Below are 17682 nucleotides of genomic sequence, written 5' to 3'. Positions count from 1 at the left end.
GCAAGCCACGGGTAAACGGGAAAAGGATTATGTCCACAAACATCACCTACTACTCCAAAAACGCCGAAACCCTGGCGGACAATTACAACAGTGTGCCGTTTGAGTCAGTGCATAAAGATTGGCTGCACGAGTTGCCAACAGAGGGCATGGTGCTGGATGTCGGCGCCGGATCCGGGCGCGATGCCCGTTTTATGGCCGCCAAGGGTTTAAACGTCGTGGCCGTAGAGCCTGCCGAGGGTATTCGTGAAGTCGCACAAGGCTACACCGTCGGCAAGCCGGTGCATTGGCTTAACGACAGCCTGCCCGATCTCAGCCAGGTGTTTGCACTGCAAACCAAGTTTGATCTTATTTTATTAAGCGCTGTATGGATGCACATCCCGCCGTCACAACGCGAGCGCAGCCTGCGCAAGTTAAGCTCTCTGTTAAAACCCAACGGTAAGTTGGTGATTTCGCTGCGTCACGGTGCCTGCCACGACGAACGCACGATGTACGAAGTTTCTGCCGACGAACTGGCGCAATTAGCCAGCCGCTTTGGCTTAACCTATCAGTTACTGACGCCCGAACAACAAACCGACGAACTCGGCCGCGGCGATGTCAGTTGGCAAACCGTGCTGCTGACCTTACCCGACGACGGCACCGGTGCCTTTCCGCTGCTGCGCAACATCGTCGTTAATGACAGAAAGACCTCCACCTACAAAGTTGCCTTGCTGCGAAGTCTGCTGCGCATCGCCGAAGGGCACCCCGGCGCGGTGTTGGATCAAACCGAGGATCACGTCGCACTGCCGATGGGGCTGGTGGCGCTGTATTGGCTAAAGCTTTATAAGCCTCTGGTGGATCATTATGGCATGCACCAGAACAATAATACGTCGGCCGGACTGGGCTTTGTGCAGTCGCGAGGATGGCGGTTATTACAACATACCACGGCCGCCGATTACGCTATTGGCGCGTACTACAGTGGCGCAGAGCAGGCACAAGCGCTGTATCAGACACTCAAAGACATTGCCGCGACCATTAAAAAGAATCCGGCGACTTACACCACTTTGCCCGGTAGCAATACCGCCGTATTTGAGGTTGAGCTTAATCGCACCACCAAACCAACCGCCGGGCTGACCCTGGATCGGCCGTTTTTAGCCTCACTCGGCACCTTTTATGTGCCCAAACACATTTGGGACTCGTTAACCCGCTTTAGCGTGTGGATAGAGCCGGCGCTGGTGAACGAATGGGCGGCGTTGATGCACAGTTACGACGTCAATCGACAACAATTTAACCGTAATGATTATTTAGAGGCGCTGGACTGGAAAGACGATACCCGCAGCACCAACCGCGTTCGTCATCGGGTTAACGAACTGCTCGCCAGCGATGACGTCGCCTGTTGTTGGTCCGGCAAACACATCAAACCCAGCGACTACGCCGTGGATCATGCATTCCCGTTTGCCCGCTGGCCGAATAACGACTTATGGAATTTACTGCCCACCCGCAAAGCGGTAAACGCGAACAAATCTGACCGCCTGCCAAGCAGCGACAAACTGTTGTCGTCGCGCGAGCTCATCCTGCATTGGTGGCAACAAGGCTGGAGTGACAACCGCCGAGAGTTTTTTACGCAAGCCAATTTGGCATTGCCCAACTTACACCACAGTAATCAAAGCTTTGACGACGTATTCGAAGCCTTTGCGCTGCAACGCGACCGCATTAAAGATATCCAGCAGTTGGCGGAGTGGGGGTAGACGCATCTCCCTTAAGGTAAGCTATTATTTACTTTTAAAGAGAGAATTAATAATTAACAACTAAAAGTAATATATGTTTGACTTTTAGGTAATTTCGTCTAAACTTTCTTGCTAAAAGTAAACTAAAGTTAACCATTATGTCTAAGCAACCTACCGGGCGTAGCGTCAAAGCGACAGCGATGCCTAACTTAGAACAGCAGTTTTCGCCGCAGCAATTAGCATCCGCGATCCGAGCCAAGCGCACTAAAATGAAATTGTCGCTGGAGGCAGTTGCGGATGCCTTGTCGATTTCTAAGCCCACGTTAATAAGAATAGAAAAGGCGGATACCAACGTAAAGCTTTCTACATTGCTTCAGGTGATGGAATACCTCGGTTTGACGTTTGCCGTGGTGTCTGACGACATAGAACACAGCGCAAACGAAGGATATGCAGATGACGAGTGGTTCTAATACGCATCATCTCAAGGTCCTTTTAGGCAACCAAAGGGTAATAGCAACACTGACGTTGCCGGTAGGCTCTGAAACTGAGCTGATGTTAACCTATGAGCCCGATTGGGTTATTGACGGTTTTGCAATATCGCCACATTTGCCGTTATCCGGTAATTTCGATAGCAGTGCGGTTCGTCATTTTTTACAGAATATGTTGCCCGAAGGTAAAGGCCTGGAAGAGCTCACCAGCAATACGACCATCTCGCGTAATAATACCTTTGGCCTTATCAAAGTTATTGGTACTGACACCTCCGGCGCACTGTCATTTATTAGCGATACCCAAGAAAATACCAAAACAGACTTTCGCCTGATCACAAAAGATGAAATGAACAAGCGACTGGAAAGATATCGCCTGACAGGTGAGTCAATAGCCTATTGGGATGGCCGTATGCGGTTATCGGTAGCAGGGGTTCAGGACAAACTTAACCTATTGGAAATTGAAGGACAAATGGGCTTTGGCGAGGGAGACCTGTGTTCAACTAAAATTTTTAAATTTGAATCCGGGCGGGCACCGTTTATTGCCGTCAACGAGTTCTTTATCCTGAATTTGGCACAGCACGCTGGCTTGCCGGTACCCACAACTGAGCTGCGCACCTATGGTGGTGTCAGAACCTTGGTTGTTGAACGATTTGACCGAAAGCTTGATACCAGTAGTCAGCGGGTTTTTCGGCGTCATGTGATTGATGGGTGCCAGGCGACTAACTTACCTCCTTCTTATAAATATGAACGTCAGCATGGCGACGAGGGCGATGGGCGGTACATTCGCGATGGCGTCTCTTTCCCGAAACTCTTCGCCATTCAAACCGCTAATCAAGCACATTACCGCACACAACTGATCCGTTGGATGATTTTTAATGTTTTAGTGCGCAACTACGATGCACATGGCAAAAATATCAGTTTTTATGTCGGTAAAAACGGTCTGACATTGGCGCCGTTCTACGATTTGGTCAATATTAAGGCCATTATCGATGAAATCGAAAAACGCCAACAGGATGCTCCCATTGACCAGCATTACGCCATGTCGATAGGTGAGTATGAGAGCGGAACAGCGGGGAATTTTTCCGATCCCTTTACCGCCTATATGCTAGCCGACGTGGCAGAAGAATTTGGCTTTTCGCCGGCTCGCATGCAGTTACTGGCTCAACAAACCATTGACGCGGTACATAAAGCGATTACAGCCGCGCATGCAGCGACGGTGGATCAGGATATCTCGACAGCAGAGTTGGCGCATGTTGATCATTGTATCACTATTATTCAGCAGGCCAGTGCCCAGTTAACCGAGCAGATTGCGTTAATTCCGGAGATGGCCAAACGCTTGTAAAAGCCCGCAATAGTTGCGGGCTAAATGTTTTATGAGGCTAGTAACTTAAAACGCGTAGCGGAGTGACGCGTTTAAGGTGTCGATGTCCAAATCAGCGTCGCTGAGGCGGTACATTTCGTAACCCACACCGACCGAGATATTGTCGGTGAAGTAGTAAAATGCGTTGACCTGGGCACGCACAATGTCTTCGCTATCGATATTCACATAGTCCACCTTGCCACCTAACTCGAATGACGATGTTAACATCGAGCGAACACCAACGCCCAAACCAAAGCCGGTTTCACCGTCAGAGGCAGAAATACCGCCGCCGGAACCTGATACTTCCAGTCGCTCCACCGATACCGTTGCAAACATATCGGTGTTACCCGATACACTTTGGTAAAAGCCGGCACCTGCACTGAACATGTCTAAATCGGCACTGGCACCATTGGCATCTTCCGATACCGCTTTGTAATCGCCAAACAGCATCCAGTTGTCGCTAAGCGCAACCGAGCCATTCAGGCCAAAGCCGTCAAAAGACGCCTCGCCAAAGCCGATATCGATATCGGTATCCAGGTACGAAATATCGACTTTGTTCCAATTAGGCGACTGCGCCATTGCCGCTCCTGAAGCCATGATTAATGCAACCGCTAAGATAGACTTTTTCATTAAATATCTCCTTATTGACCAACTATCACCATCGTGGTGAATCCCTATATGAAAACATCGTGGTGCGTCATTTTGGGTCGTAGCCAGTTAACCTGATTACGACCCAAAATGACGCGCCAACCTAATAATCTTATTTAGTTACTAAAAATTAGCACATCAGCATCAAAGTTTATGATAAAAATAATATTTATAATTAACAAGATGTTAACACGCATGGTAGAATCTTCTAAATTCCAACGGAATTTCCACAAAACGGAGTTGTTATGAAATTGAAAATGTTGCCGCTGGCGATTTCAGCGGTATTGATGGCCGGCTGTGCGTCACAGTCACCCACCCCAAACCCCGCTAAGCCGGCTGTTAATGAGCCTGCACAAGCTGCCGCACAACAACAAATGCAAAATCAAGCGCCGGAAGCGGTTACCCTAAAACGCAAAATTGCCGTCGGGCGCCTAACCAACGAAACCAATTATGGCCGCTCGCTGTTGCGTGGTGCCGACGAAGGCAAGTTCGATAAAAAAATTGCGGACATGTTCAGTCAGGCCATCGTGAACACCAACAACTTCTTGATCTTTGAACGCCAGGATCTGGGTTTACTGAAAAACGAAACCCAGTTGCAAAACAAGCCTGACGAAATGGTTGGTGTCGACACCTTGGTTATTGGATCGCTGACAGAATTTGGTCGCGCCACCACCGGTGAGCGCGGTTTCTTATCAAGCAGTGCCAAACAGGAGGCCACCGCTACCGTTGATATTCGGTTAGTGGATGTCAGCACCGGTCAGGTAGTTGCCTCGGTTACTGGCACCGGCAGTTCTTCAACCGAGCAGTCACGCACCATGGGTTTTGGTTCAGTATCCGGTTACGACGGCTCGCTCAACGACAAAGCTATTGGAGCGGCGGTTAATGCGGCGGTCGCCAAAATGGCCAAGCTGCTGTTAGACAACCCGTGGTCTGCCGATGTACTGGCCGTTGAAAATGGTCAGGTGTTTATTAGTGGTGGCGAAGCGCAAGGCGTTAAAAAAGGCCAGACCTTTGCGGTGATGACCAAAGGCAAAAAGGTCAAATCCAGCACCACGGGTAGTACTATCACTTTACCGGGTAAGCAAGTTGCCGTACTGGAAATTGCTGATACCTTTGGCCGTACCGAGCTTGATCAGGGTGCGTTTGGGGTGTTGACCGAAGGCAGTATTGACGGCTATGAGGTTAGTGAACTGGAAGTCGTCGAGATGGGAGAGTAACCATGAAAAAAGCACTGTTATTTGCGGCGTCACTGTCCTTACTGACCACCGCGTGCGCTTATCAACCGCATCAAGAAACACAAGTTGTTGATGACCGTCCGCAAATCAGCTTTGTTTGGCAATACGATACTATTGACGCTGAGCAGGCCGAGGTGTATGTCGACGGCCAACGTTTTGGCACGGTAGCTGAATTCGCTTATCCAGCAAATTCGGTGCCGGTGCTGATTGGTGAGCACGTTATTGAAGTGCGCCATGGCAATACTGTGTTGTATTCGAAGCGTGATTATTTTGGTGAGAGCATCAGCTACAAACTGGAGGTGAGTGAATGATTCAACGTAAGCTATTCACGGCGCTTGGCTTGGTCGCTCTGTTAAGTGGTTGTGCGAGTAACAACGGTTTGTATCAATGGGGTAATTACGAAGAAGCATTGTTTGTTAATTATCACGAACCGGCGGTAAAAGAAGAAATGCTGGATAATTATTTGGCGTTTGTGCGCGAATACGAGCCGGGCAAGCAGACCATTGCCCCGGGTCTTTACGCTGAGGCGGGCACTTTCATGCTTAATCGAGGTAAAGCCGAAGAGGCGATTGCCTTTTACAAGTTAGAGCGCAAACATTGGCCTGAAAGTGAGGCGTTAATGACCACGCTGATTAATAACCTGAAGGAGCGTACCCAGTGATGTCATTAAAAGGAGTTTTTCGTGCAGTTGCCAGCACCGTGTTTGTTATTGCATTAGCGGGCTGTGCAGCACCGGGTCCGGACAAAGTGTTTTTACAACCATTACACGAGCAAAAACCGCGCTCGATTTTGGTGGTGCCGGTTAACAACGAAACCATCGACGTGCAGGCACCAACTTCAGTACTGGCGACCTTGCCGATGGTTTTAGGTGAGCGGGGCTATTATGTGTTCCCGGTGAACACGGTTAAAACCTTGCTTGAAAACGAGGGCTATTACGAGCCGGCCGAAGTACATGCAGCGCCACCAGAAAGCCTGGCGTCGATGTTCGGTGCCGACACGGTGTTGTATGTGACGATACATGAATGGACATCGCAATACATGCTAATCTCGACCACCACCACGGTCGATTTTGAATACCGTTTGGTTAATGCCGATGGCACCGAGTTATGGCGCGCACGTAAAGAGTTAAGCTATAACCCTAACAATCAAAACAGTACCGGTAATCCGTTGGCGGATTTGATTAGCATGGCAGTAACCGCGGCGATTGAACGGGCAGCTCCTAATTATCTGCCGTTAACCCGCACCGCTAATTTCCAGACCTTTTACAACCTGCAACGTGGCTTACCGCCAGGCCCATACAGCCCCGCATATGACGAGTATTACAAACAGTTAAATGCGCAGTAGTAACTTCTGTGTACCTTGCGCCAAAGGCGCAAGGTACAATTTATTTAATAAATTGCTGACCCACACTACTTAAGCCAAACTAAACCAAATCCCGCCCCAACCGGGTAGCAGTGATTTGGCGTGGCTCGGCTTGCAGCGGCAAGTATGGCGCTAATGTAAACGCTTGAGACTGCTGTAACCAACGTTGTGCATACTCAAACTGCCAAAGCCCGTTATTCTCGCGTAGCAATCCAATATTTTCAGCGTTGATAAATACTTGAAGCTGGCGTGTTGCTGTATTACTGATCATCTTCAGTCTCAGCAATATCAGCGGGCACATCCAGGTAAACATGTAGCCCCAGCGTTTCTAACATGTGCAATGCTTTTTCCAGCTGCACGGTGGGCTTGCCGTTTTCAAAGTGGCTGACAAAAGTCAGCCCGTTGCCCGCTAGAGAGCCAGCAGTGGCCTGATCAAGATGCTGTGCTTTGCGTGTTTTTCGCGCCCACGCCCCAATTTCTTGTGTAGATGTAACCCTTACCAGCATACGAACCGCTCATTAATTTATGCGAACGTAAAAAATAATAGCTACGACATTTGATGTCGCAGCTATTTTCGATAATGCCTTAAAGCTTAACCAACAACTTACCTTTATTATCGCCACTAAAGAACAGGTTCAGTCCGTCAATGGCGGATTCCAGCCCTTCTAACGTGTGCGCGCGGTATTTGATGTTGCCGGACATCACGTAAGGCGTGAGTTTCTCCAGCAGGCTAGGCACCTCGTGGAAATGATCCGGCATGGTGAAGCCCTGGATCTTCAGGCGCTTTTTAATAATCGGGATCCAGCTTGGTCCGGGTGCGGGTTCGGCCTTGTCATAGTCGGCGATCATGCCGCAAACAACGATTCGACCATGCGCGTTCATGTGCTGCATCACATGATGCTGAATGGGGCCGCCGGTATTTTCAAAATACAAATCGATGCCATCGGGTGTGAGTTCGTTTAATTTGGCGCTTAAGTCGTCGGTTTTGTAGTTAATCGCGCCATCAAAGCCTAATTCACTGGTTATCCAATTGGCTTTTTCATCGCTGCCGACCACACCGATTACCCGCAGGCCATCAGCTTTAGCCAATTGGCCGACGATAGAGCCGACGGAACCTGCGGCACCGGTGACTACCAGGGTTTCACCAGATTTTGGTTCGCCGACATTAAACAAACCCTGGGTGGCCGTTAAGCCGGGTAGGGCAAATACCGACAGCACCATCTCGTCAGGCACATCAGCCTGGACTTTATTGATGCCCTGACCATCGCTTAGCGCGTATTCTTGCCAGCCCATCATGCCCATGACGCGGTCGCCTTTGGCAAAGTCGGGATGCTTGCTTTCCACGACTTCGCCAACCCCGGAGCTGCGCATCACGGTATTCAGCTCAACCGGCGGAATATAGCTTTCGGTATCGGGACTCATCCAGCCAAACATGGCCGGGTCTAACGACATGTGAGTTTGCTTAATTAAAAACTGACCGTCGTTAACCGTTGGTAGCTCTTTTTCCACCACTTCAAAAATATCGGCACTCACCGGACCCGGCTCCGGGCGCTTAACCAGATTAATCGCTTTATAAGTTGTCATGTTGTTCCTTATAACGTCATTATTGTGTGCCGTTAGCATAACGTGTGATTGAACGCGTGGGTAGCTTGCGTTCTAAGCACAACTCACCTGTCAAAGCCGCCTGCCACCTGACAGTCGCAAAACTGTCGTATCAACGCTACCATCTGCTTGGTAATGTTTTGCCGACATTCACCAGCGAGAGAAAACAATGAAACGTAGCACGTTAGAACAACTGACTTTTCGATTTAATTTTCGTTTTGAGCACAACGGACACACCATCACCGCGTCAGGCAATAGCATGACCGGTAACGAAGTCGTGTGTGTCGACGGTAACCAGATGAGTGAGCAGCGGGTTATCGCGAAACGCAGTGAGCATAACTTTGAGTTGGATGGCGTGGAGTATAAAATCCGCTTTATCGTCACCGGGTCATTTTTTTGTGAAGTGACCTGTGAGCTGATCAAAAACGGTGAAGTGATTGATTCGCAACATTTACGCTCGATCGAGACGAAAAGCGACCTGATTAAAATGGTGGCGTTGCTGTTTGGTTTGGGATTGATAAGCGGCTTTTTTGCCGCCAAAGCCGTCCTGATGGTTATGGGGTAGCCGATGCAAGTTGATCAAACCCTAATTACTGATGAGCGAAAACGTCGCAATTGGACGCAGCAGCATTTAGCCGATGCCTGCGGGGTCAGCTTGCGTACCATTCAACGCGTAGAGCGTGACGGACAAGCGTCGAATGAAACCGTGCAGGCATTAAATGCGGTGTTGGCGATTGAGCTAAGGCAACGTGATGAGGTGATTGCTGCGGAAAAAACAACCCATGTGGGTAACGATAAGCCGCTGTGGTTACAGGCGTTGCCGTTAATGGTGGCGTTGGTGACCGGTATCTTTTTGGGGGCGCTTTTGGCCGTGGTTGTGATGTCTCAGTAACTCGCTTGCGCCTCGGGCGCAAGCGAGAAAGGATAAAAAAGTAACTTGCGCCAAAGGCGCAAGCTACCTAACCCCGTTTACATAAACTGATACGACAGACTGAGTTTGATGCTGCGAGGCATGATGTAACGTCCGTTTGGCGCATCAGGGTTGCGCGGATCGCCTTCGGTAACACCGAGTTCGTCGGTCAGGTTATCAACCGCCAATTGCAGGCGCAGTGCGTCAGTCGGCTCAACCATCAAACCGAAATCGATTTTCTCGTAACCTTCCAGCACTACCGTGTTTTCGTTGTTACCGTAGCGGTCATCAACGGCAGTCAGTGTGGCATAAACCGATGATGGCATATCGGCTAAATCAAACGCGTAGCTCGGCGTTACACGCAGTTGCCAGCCCGGTTGGCGCTGTGCTTCATTGCCTTCATTGGTTGGGCTTTCTGTGATTTCAGTTTCCTGAATGGTCGCGTTAAGCGCTAACGAGAAACCCGAACGATGATCATAACGGCCGTCCAGCTCGATCCCATAGGCCTCATTGGTCAGAATCTCGGCCGGCACACCCGGACGACGAACGAAGGTATCGCCTTTGACTTCGTTGGTAAAGGCGGTCGCGAAGAAGCGAATGTCATCGTTCATAAATTTATAACCGAATTCACCCTGAGTGACTTCTTTGATCAACGGGTTACCGTCGCTGTAAGCGCCGTAATTATCACGGAAGTCGTCAAAATATGGCATTTTGTAACCGCGGTTGGCGCGAATGAATACGCCACTGAAGTCGTTCAGTGCGTAATTAGCACCGACCGTCCAGGAGGTTTTGTCTTCATCGTATTCAACCGGCTTGTTGATGCTGCCGTCCAGTCCTTCATCAACGGTGTAATTAACTTGGTGGTTTTCGCGACGCAGGCCGGCATCGATGGTCAGATCGTCGGTGGCAAACCAAGAACCGGTTGCGTAATAAGCGGTGGTGTCGGCGTCACCAACCGAGCTGATGTCGTAGTCAAAACCGCAACTTACCGTCGGGTCGTCATTACAGGCAATGCCACTCAGCATTTCGCCACCGGGTTGCAATACGTAGTAGGCTTCGTTACCAATACTCCACCAATCGTCGGCTTTGGTGTTGGCGGTATAAAGACCAAAAGACACATCGAATAAGTCAAAGCGTTTAGAGATAGCCAAGTCGTTCGTAAACGACTGGATGTCTTTCAATACCACCCAGCGACCAATTTGCTGCACCGCGGTGTCGCCGGCGTACTCATTACCAGTGACGGTGCCGGTTGCGGTGGCGCCATTATCGGCAACCGCAGCGACGGTGGTTGCGCCGCCCGCCGGCACCAGGCCGTAGGTATTGGCTTCACCCTTGGTGAGATTAAAGCGATCAATCAAACGCCAGCCGTTCGGTAATTCCAGTTTCAGGCTACCGCCGCTGATGTGACCGTCCCAGCCACGACCGTTGCCAAAGTCGAACATTTCGGTGGTGCCGTTATCGGGGCCGTAACTGATATTGGCCTGGCGATTTAGCGGACCGATTTGCGTGTAGCTGGCATCGATGCCATCAATGTTTAGCGGAGTGGGAAGGTACCAGGTGCCGTGGTCATCGGTTTGGCGGGTATAAACATTCAGTTCGCCTTTATCGAATTTCTTGGTCAGGTTAAGGGTAAATTGATTACCTTCTTCGCTGTTAAAACCGGCTTCACGAATGCCTTCTGAGCTTTTCACGTAGCCACCGACCATGTAATACAGGTCGTCAGCGAGCTCGCCGCTCATCACCAGATCGAGGCGGTTAAGCCCATAGTCAGAAACCGAGTATTTAGCCACGGCTTCGGTCATGTCACTGCCACGTTTCAAACGGAAGTTGGTGGTTAAGCCGGGTTGTCCGTTGCTGACGATAGGGTTAGGCCCACCGCGCAGGCCTTCGACCATTTCAATGGTTTCGTCAATGCGGAATATTTGCGAGTTTTCTAAGAACGACAGTGTAGAGGGTGGGTAGACCGGTGAACCTTCCAGCGCGATGGTCAGGAACGGCGCATCACCGCCACCGGGAAAGCCCCGCACCCAGACGTTAGCACCCGACTCGCCGCCCGAGCTTTCCACCCAGACACCGGGGATAGCTTTTAACAGGTCAGCGGTCGATTTAGGGGAAATCTTGTCGATATCGACGCTGTCGATGTTGGTAACGGCAAAACTGGCATCGATCTTACGGATGCCGGCGCCGCCGGGAGTACCGCTAACGACGATGACTTCAGGCTTTTCAGCCTGATTATTGCTGCCGTTATCGGTTTGGTTTGAGCTAGTGTCCTGGGCGGTTGCAGTACCTGCGAGCGCGACAGAGACTGCGGTCGCAAGTAAACCTTTTGAGAACATCGTCTTCATGGTGTGCTCCTGACTCGAATTCGTTTAGTTGTTATTCTGTTTGGTGGCGTTTATCTGCTTAATTTTTGGTCGCCCACCTTGACCGTGAGGCCAACATAGAATGCCTTGCAATCGTTTGCAAGAACAAAAATGCAAACGATTGCATCTTTTTTGTTTCAATGTTGTTAACTATCGTTTACATAGGTTGATGAAATTATAACCGAGCCGGGCTGCTGCGCGAATCTAGCCGTGCAGGCTAGGAACAGCGGGATTAAACCGCTATAGTGAAGAAAAAACAACGATAAAGACGAATGGCCAAAAAGCAATCAAGACTGACGTTGGCGAAGCTCGCTGAGCTGGCAGGGGTGTCTACCTCTACCGCCTCGCGGGCGCTCAAAGACAATCCACTGATCAAACAACAGACCCGTGACAAAGTTAAGGCGCTGGCACGCCAGCATAACTTTAGTATCAATACAGCGGCCAGCCGCTTGCGCACGCGTAAAACTCACGTTATTGCCGTAATTCTTAACCTTATCGAACATACTGAACAGAGCGTTACCGATCCGTTCTTGCTGAAGATTGTCGGCGATCTGAATATGGCGCTTAACGCGCGCGGCTACGAGTTGTTGCTGTCGAACTCGTTTATGGCTACCGACGACTGGGCCAACTATTTTATCGGAAGTCAGCGTGCCGATGGCATCATTGTTATCGGTCAGGGTAAAACCAGCGCCAAAATTGATGCGGCCGCGGACGCCGGGGTGCCACTGGTGGTCTGGGGTGAACCGAAAACGGCGGCGCGCTATCCGGTGGTTGGCGGTGATAACTTATTTGGCGGTCACGAGAGTACCTGGTATCTGCTTAACCATGGTTGCCGCCGTATTTTGTTTCTTGGCGACCCCGAGCATGCGGAAATGCGTCACCGTCATCAAGGCTACCTCAACGCATTAACAGAGCATGGCATTGAGCCCGACCCGGCACTCACGGCCAGCATCGATATTACCTCAACCGCCGCTTATGATTTTATTAATCAACACATTCGCGAGCACGGCCTTAACTTTGACGGCATTGTCTGTGTCAGTGACATGGTGGCGTTGGGCGCACTTAAAGCCCTAAAGGAACGCTATGTCGGTATTCCGCAGGACGTCAGCATTGTTGGGTATGACGACATTGCGCTAGCAGAGCTGATGCATCCCTCGTTAACCACCGTAAGGCAGAATACCCAACAGGCTGCTGAGATGATGGTTAACGAACTGATCAAACAGCTGGAAGGGCAGAGTGCAGCATCGCAAGTGGTCGAAACTCGTTTGATTGTGCGTCGCTCAACCGCTCAGTAAATGGATTATGCAATCGTTTGCATTTTTTCATGCCGAAAGATAGACTCAGCGATTATCGTTAACAAAGTGTTACTTTCTAATGTCCAGATTGTTGATTATTGCTGCGATTGCAGCGAGCTATTATGTGTTTGCCATTCTGTTGAACAGTGTGGGAACGGTCATCTTACAATCGATCACCAGTTTTGAGGTATCGAAGCCTCAGGCCAGCACCTTAGAAGGCTTTAAAGATCTCTCAATTGCGATAGTGTCTTTTTTGGTTGCATCTTTTATCCCGCGGGTCGGCTATAAACTGGCGCTGCTCTGCGGACTGGGGCTGGTTGCGGTGCTGTGTGCGATAACGCCGGGTATTGCGGAATTCTGGTCCGTGAAGTTGTTGTTTGCCGGTGTCGGTACCGCGTTTGCGCTGGTAAAGGTGTCGGTTTACGCCATCATCGGACAGTTGTCCCCGGATACGCGCTCACACTCGTCATTGATGAATGTCATCGAAGGCATTTTCATGCTCGGGGTGTTGTCCGGCTATTGGGTGTTTGCAGCGTTTATAGACGAGGCTAACCCAGCGTCGCTGAGCTGGCTTAATGTGTATTATTTGCTGGCTGCCGTGGTGGCGGTAACCTTTATATTGGTGTTAATTGCACCGGTAGAAAAACCCCGTGCCGAGCCAGCTAAGGCGATGCTGGAATTCGTGACCATGTTGAAGATGGTTTATCAGCCGTTGGTACTGATTTTCATTCTGTCGGTGTTCCTTTACGTCTTAATCGAGCAGGGCATCGGTTCCTGGTTACCGACGTTTAATCGTGAGGTGTTGGGGCTGCCGGTGAATGTCAGTGTGCAGATCACCAGCATTTTTGCGGTATCGCTGGCGATTGGGCGGCTGGCTGCGGGTGCGGTGCTGGCACGGATGAACTGGTATCCGTTTTTAATGTTGTGCCTGATCGCGATGGGCGCAACCATGTTACTGAGTCTGCCGTTGGCACAGCACGTTGGCGACACGCCAATTGCGTCCTGGCTGGACGCGCCGCTGGCGGCATTTCTGGTGCCATTGATCGGCCTAACTATGGCGCCGATTTACCCGGTCATCAACTCGGTGATGCTAAGTTCGTTGCCGAAAAGCCAACATGCGCCAATGACTGGCTTGATCGTGGTGTTTTCCGCGCTGGGTGGCACCACCGGGTCCATTGTTACCGGACTGATTTTTGATGCCATGGGCGGTCAGCAGGCGTTCTACTTATTGTTGGTGCCGATTGCGTTGATCATGGTGACGCTGTTTTTCTTCCGTCGTTCATCGCTGCAGGTTAAGGCGAAGGGGGAACTGGCATGACCACCAGCGCATGGACCGAAGCACTGACATTATTTAACAGCGAGCTGTTTCATGATGTGCAGATGGCGGGGTTGTTTAAGGACAGCAAAACCTTTGCTGATGCCATTGGTAAACAACCCTTAGCGAGCATTTGTGAACACTACCGACAGCAATGCCAGCAACCGGGTTTTGAGTTGGCGGCGTTTGTTGAACAGCACTTCGAACTGCCGGCTGAACCGGACCTTAGCGCGCTTCAGTGTGATGATGTCGATGAGTACATCGCGGCCATGTGGTCGGTATTGCAGCGAGCGCCGGATCAGCGCCAGCATGATAGCTTAATTCCGCTGCAACACCGGTATTTGGTACCCGGTGGGCGGTTCCGTGAAATTTATTACTGGGACAGCTATTTCACTGCCGAAGGCCTGCTGTGCGACGGCCACAGTGATGTGGTGGTCAGTATGCTGGAAAACTTCCTGGATATTCAGGAGCAGGTCGGCTGTATCCCCAACGGTAATCGTGCTTATTACCACACCCGCAGTCAGCCGCCGGTGCTGGTGCTCATTTTTGATTTGGTTCAACACCAGTTAAATGAGGTTCAGCGGGCGCGGGCGATTAAAGGGTTGCAGGCAGAACATCAGTTTTGGATGCAAAACCGAGCGCTGAGACTAGCCGACGGTAGCCTGTTAAATCGCTACTACGATAATGACGCGACTCCGCGCCCGGAATCCTATCGCGAAGATTTGAATGCAGTGAGTGGATTAAATGACACCCGGGCTCATGAGTTTATGCGCCATATCCGTGCCGCTTGTGAATCCGGGTGGGATTTCAGTTCTCGCTGGTTTGCTGATGCCAATGATTTTACCAGCATTAAAACCACCGATATTGTGCCGGTTGATTTAAATGCACTGTTGTATCGTTTGGAGTTCCGATTAAGCCAACTGGTTGACGACAGTTCGCAGCAGCAAGCTTATGCCGAAGCCGCGGCACAGCGTCAGCAGGCGCTTAATCAGTATTGTTATAACGCCGAACAGGGGTTTTATTTTGACTACGACCATCAACAACAACGGCAGACGCCGATATGGTCGCTGGCAGCGGTGGTGCCGTTATTCACTCAATTAGCGAGCCAACATCAAGCCGATGCGGTGGCCGATAACCTCACCAAATTTTTGCGCCCGGGTGGTTTGGTTACCACCTTAACGTCAACGCAGCAGCAATGGGACTCGCCGAATGGCTGGGCGCCGTTGCAGTGGTTTGCCGTTAAAGGATTAGAACATTACGGTGTTAATGCGCTAGCGCAGGATATCAAACAACGTTGGGTTAATTTGGTTGCTGATTATTATGACGCCAATCACGTCGTGTTGGAGAAGTATGACGTGTGTGATCCCCGTAAAGCGGCAACTGGTGGCGAATATGAAGTACAACTGGGCTTTGGGTGGAGCAATGGCGTATACCGCGCCTTTCGTGAGCAGCTTGAGTAGTAGTCGTTGATAACAGGGGAAGAAAAAGTGGTGCGTCCTAGTAGACTCGAACTACCGACCTCTGCCATGTCAAGGCAGCGCTCTAACCAACTGAGCTAAGGACGCACATTTTGAAGTGCTGTGTCGTGAAGACGGGCGCTATATTATTCATTTCGAATCACTGACGCAAGACTTTTTTCAGCGTCAGTGATTCAAATGGCTAGTTTTCAGACAGATGGTGCTGTGTTGCTCATTAAAGCGACGGCGTTGCCCGGTTGATGAGGCCAACAACGTTAGCATTGGCCGGCAGTCCGCCATAGTTCATGTGGGTTCGTGGCGCTAGGCGACCGGCACAAAACGCTTCGCTGACAAAATCCGGCGCATGTTGTAACAGCAGTGCGGCCTGCAATGCCAATGCCATGCGGTCGGCAAACTGGCGAGCCTGATACGGCCAGTGGTCGCGGGGCGTCTGCTTGAAGTCACGCTTTAACGCATTGGCAAAGTCATCCAGTCGTTTATCACGGCCGCTGGCTTTGCTGATTTCGCTAAAATACGCGTCTAATACCCGAGGTTCCTTTTGTATCGCCCGCAGAATATCCAGACACTGGACATTACCACTGCCTTCCCAAATAGCGTTTACCGGAGATTCGCGCAACAACCTTGGCATGATGGTGTTTTCCATCAGCCCCATACCACCGATCACCTCCATTGCCTCGTACGCATGGTTGGGTGTGCGTTTGCAGATCCAATATTTGCCGATGGGGGTGGCGATTCGGGCTAACAGTTGCTCATGTTCGTCATCCTGGTTATCGAACGCGCGCGCCATACGCAGAGTCAGCGTCATCGCCGCCTCGCTTTCCAGTGCCAGATCGGCTAACAGGTTCTGCATCAGTGGTTGTTCGCTGAGCCGCGCGCCAAAGGCCTGACGGTAGTGGCAGTGATGCAGCGCCTGAGCGCTGGCCTGGCGCATTCCCGACGAGGAGCCAATCATACAGTCATAACGGGTCATGGCGACCATTTCAATGATGGTACGTATGCCACGTCCTTCTTCGCCAACCATCCAACCGAGTGCACCACGCAGTTCACATTCGCTGGAGGCATTGGCGACATTGCCCATTTTATTTTTCAGTTGCTGGATCTGCAGCGGGTTTTTGCTACCGTCAGGTCGCCAGCGCGGCACCAGAAAACAGGAAAGCCCGCCCGGAGCTTGTGCCAGCACCAGAAACAAATCACACATGGGGGCCGAGACAAACCATTTGTGACCCACCAGCTCGTAGACTTGCGCCGGACCTTCGGCACCGACCGGGTGTGCTACAGTACTGTTTGTTCGGACATCAGAACCACCTTGTTTTTCGGTCATAGCCATACCAACCGTGAGGCCGTTTTTACGCGTGTCGGGAATATTTTCGGGGTCGTAGTAGGGCGCCAGGATCTTGTGACCAAACTGCTCAAACAGTTGCGGCTGATGTTTCAGTGCCGGGACGGCCGCAAAGGTCATGGTGATCGGACATCCATGCGCCGCTTCAACCTGAGTGTGCAAGTAATATTTAGCGGCTCGCGCTACCTGCGCGCCGCTGCGGGGATTGCGCCAAGGACTGGCGTGTAGACCCTCGCTGATGGCGATATCCATGAGTTGGTGATAACTGGGGTGAAAGTCGATCTGATCGATGCGATGACCAAAACGGTCGTGAGTCTGTAGCTGTGGTTTGTTGGCATTGGCGTCAAACCCCAGTTTAATCCGCTCACTGAGTCCGCATTCCGCGCCAAACCGGGCAATATCCTGTTCAGCCCAGGCTGCTCCCTCGCGCTGCACGGCCTCCTGCAACGCCTTGTCCTCGGCATAAAGGTTATAGTTCTCCAGTGCCGGCGGCTGATTGGTCACCTCGTGGGTTTGGGCATAATAGTTGTGCTGTTGCTTACTCATTAGGTTGACGCTCCGGTCTGACCTGTTTGGATAACCTA

18 protein-coding genes and 1 tRNA gene are annotated in these 17682 nt (G+C 51.0%); 12 read left to right on the top strand and 7 right to left on the bottom strand.

What is annotated here, in order from left to right:
* Positions 1 to 29 precede the first annotated feature (29 nt).
* The 3 genes from C5610_RS06855 (at position 30) to C5610_RS06845 (ending at position 3533) form a co-directional block, all read left to right on the top strand.
* Positions 30 to 1724 carry a methyltransferase domain-containing protein gene (locus tag C5610_RS06855; RefSeq protein WP_105306523.1) on the top strand — a complete coding sequence of 565 codons (1695 nt, stop codon included), beginning with the start codon at positions 30 to 32 and terminating at the stop codon, positions 1722 to 1724.
* A 137-nt stretch (positions 1725 to 1861) separates the two neighbouring features.
* Positions 1862 to 2173: a helix-turn-helix domain-containing protein gene (locus C5610_RS06850; RefSeq protein ID WP_262339787.1), complete on the top strand. Its 312-nt coding sequence runs from the start codon at positions 1862 to 1864 to the stop codon at positions 2171 to 2173.
* On the top strand, positions 2157 to 3533 hold the full coding sequence (locus tag C5610_RS06845; RefSeq protein ID WP_105307736.1) for a HipA domain-containing protein: 1377 nt from the start codon (positions 2157 to 2159) through the stop codon (positions 3531 to 3533). The genes C5610_RS06850 and C5610_RS06845 overlap by 17 nt, the downstream gene beginning before the upstream one ends.
* A gap of 45 nt (positions 3534 to 3578) precedes the next feature.
* Here the strand turns inward: C5610_RS06845 and C5610_RS06840 are convergent, their stop codons facing one another.
* Complete coding sequence (locus C5610_RS06840) at positions 3579 to 4181, bottom strand: outer membrane beta-barrel protein (RefSeq protein ID WP_105306521.1); 603 nt, start codon at positions 4179 to 4181, stop codon at positions 3579 to 3581.
* 263 nt (positions 4182 to 4444) lie between these two features.
* On the opposite strand from C5610_RS06840, the gene C5610_RS06835 reads away from it, so the two are divergent.
* From C5610_RS06835 to C5610_RS06820, 4 genes are read left to right on the top strand one after another with little or no spacing between them, the layout of a single operon-like run.
* Entirely contained in the window at positions 4445 to 5416 is a 972-nt protein-coding gene (locus tag C5610_RS06835; RefSeq protein WP_105306520.1) for a CsgG/HfaB family protein, read from the top strand.
* Positions 5417 to 5418: 2 nt separating this feature from the next.
* The gene (locus C5610_RS06830) at positions 5419 to 5745 is read left to right on the top strand and encodes a hypothetical protein (RefSeq protein WP_105306519.1); all 327 of its coding nucleotides are present in this window, start codon (positions 5419 to 5421) and stop codon (positions 5743 to 5745) included.
* Positions 5742 to 6095: a DUF4810 domain-containing protein gene (locus C5610_RS06825; protein WP_105306518.1), complete on the top strand. Its 354-nt coding sequence runs from the start codon at positions 5742 to 5744 to the stop codon at positions 6093 to 6095. Before C5610_RS06830 ends, C5610_RS06825 begins: the two co-directional genes overlap by 4 nt.
* Positions 6095 to 6778 carry a DUF799 domain-containing protein gene (locus C5610_RS06820; RefSeq protein WP_105306517.1) on the top strand — a complete coding sequence of 228 codons (684 nt, stop codon included), beginning with the start codon at positions 6095 to 6097 and terminating at the stop codon, positions 6776 to 6778. Before C5610_RS06825 ends, C5610_RS06820 begins: the two co-directional genes overlap by 1 nt.
* A gap of 79 nt (positions 6779 to 6857) precedes the next feature.
* Here the strand turns inward: C5610_RS06820 and C5610_RS06815 are convergent, their stop codons facing one another.
* From C5610_RS06815 to C5610_RS06805, 3 genes are all read right to left on the bottom strand, one after another.
* Positions 6858 to 7067 carry a HipA N-terminal domain-containing protein gene (locus C5610_RS06815; RefSeq protein WP_158682669.1) on the bottom strand — a complete coding sequence of 70 codons (210 nt, stop codon included), beginning with the start codon at positions 7065 to 7067 and terminating at the stop codon, positions 6858 to 6860.
* Positions 7057 to 7302, bottom strand: a complete 246-nt coding sequence (locus tag C5610_RS06810; protein WP_105306515.1) for a helix-turn-helix transcriptional regulator — start codon at positions 7300 to 7302, stop codon at positions 7057 to 7059. Before C5610_RS06810 ends, C5610_RS06815 begins: the two co-directional genes overlap by 11 nt.
* 79 nt (positions 7303 to 7381) lie before the next feature.
* Positions 7382 to 8380, bottom strand: a complete 999-nt coding sequence (locus C5610_RS06805; protein ID WP_105306514.1) for an NADP-dependent oxidoreductase — start codon at positions 8378 to 8380, stop codon at positions 7382 to 7384.
* 187 nt (positions 8381 to 8567) lie between these two features.
* Between C5610_RS06805 and C5610_RS06800 the strand changes: the two genes are divergently transcribed.
* Positions 8568 to 8963, top strand: a complete 396-nt coding sequence (locus C5610_RS06800; protein ID WP_105306513.1) for a hypothetical protein — start codon at positions 8568 to 8570, stop codon at positions 8961 to 8963.
* 3 nt (positions 8964 to 8966) lie between these two features.
* Positions 8967 to 9290, top strand: coding sequence for a helix-turn-helix domain-containing protein (locus C5610_RS06795; protein WP_105306512.1), 324 nt, complete (start codon positions 8967 to 8969; stop codon positions 9288 to 9290).
* Between the two features lie 77 nt (positions 9291 to 9367).
* On the opposite strand, the gene C5610_RS06790 is transcribed toward C5610_RS06795, so the two are convergent.
* Positions 9368 to 11653, bottom strand: a complete 2286-nt coding sequence (locus C5610_RS06790; RefSeq protein ID WP_105306511.1) for a TonB-dependent receptor — start codon at positions 11651 to 11653, stop codon at positions 9368 to 9370.
* Between the two features lie 290 nt (positions 11654 to 11943).
* Between C5610_RS06790 and C5610_RS06785 the strand changes: the two genes are divergently transcribed.
* From C5610_RS06785 to C5610_RS06775, 3 genes are all read left to right on the top strand, one after another.
* Positions 11944 to 12966, top strand: a complete 1023-nt coding sequence (locus C5610_RS06785; protein ID WP_105306510.1) for a LacI family DNA-binding transcriptional regulator — start codon at positions 11944 to 11946, stop codon at positions 12964 to 12966.
* Positions 12967 to 13045: 79 nt separating this feature from the next.
* Positions 13046 to 14284 (top strand): MFS transporter, encoded by a 1239-nt coding sequence (locus C5610_RS06780; protein ID WP_187346257.1) that lies wholly within the window; start codon positions 13046 to 13048, stop codon positions 14282 to 14284.
* A complete protein-coding gene (locus C5610_RS06775) occupies positions 14281 to 15741 on the top strand; it encodes a trehalase family glycosidase (protein ID WP_105306509.1) in 1461 nt (486 codons plus the stop codon). Before C5610_RS06780 ends, C5610_RS06775 begins: the two co-directional genes overlap by 4 nt.
* Positions 15742 to 15769: 28 nt before the next feature.
* Here the strand turns inward: C5610_RS06775 and C5610_RS06770 are convergent.
* Together C5610_RS06770 and C5610_RS06765 are read right to left on the bottom strand one after the other, a co-directional pair.
* Positions 15770 to 15846, bottom strand: a tRNA-Val gene (locus C5610_RS06770).
* 127 nt (positions 15847 to 15973) lie between these two features.
* The gene (locus tag C5610_RS06765; RefSeq protein WP_105306508.1) at positions 15974 to 17644 is read right to left on the bottom strand and encodes an isovaleryl-CoA dehydrogenase; all 1671 of its coding nucleotides are present in this window, start codon (positions 17642 to 17644) and stop codon (positions 15974 to 15976) included.
* Positions 17645 to 17682 lie beyond the last annotated feature (38 nt).

The organism is Idiomarina sp. OT37-5b (assembly GCF_002968395.1).
Lineage (GTDB): Bacteria > Pseudomonadota > Gammaproteobacteria > Enterobacterales > Alteromonadaceae > Idiomarina > Idiomarina aquatica.
Note: the sequence above shows the minus strand (reverse complement) of the source record. Positions and strands in the feature narration are given on the sequence as shown.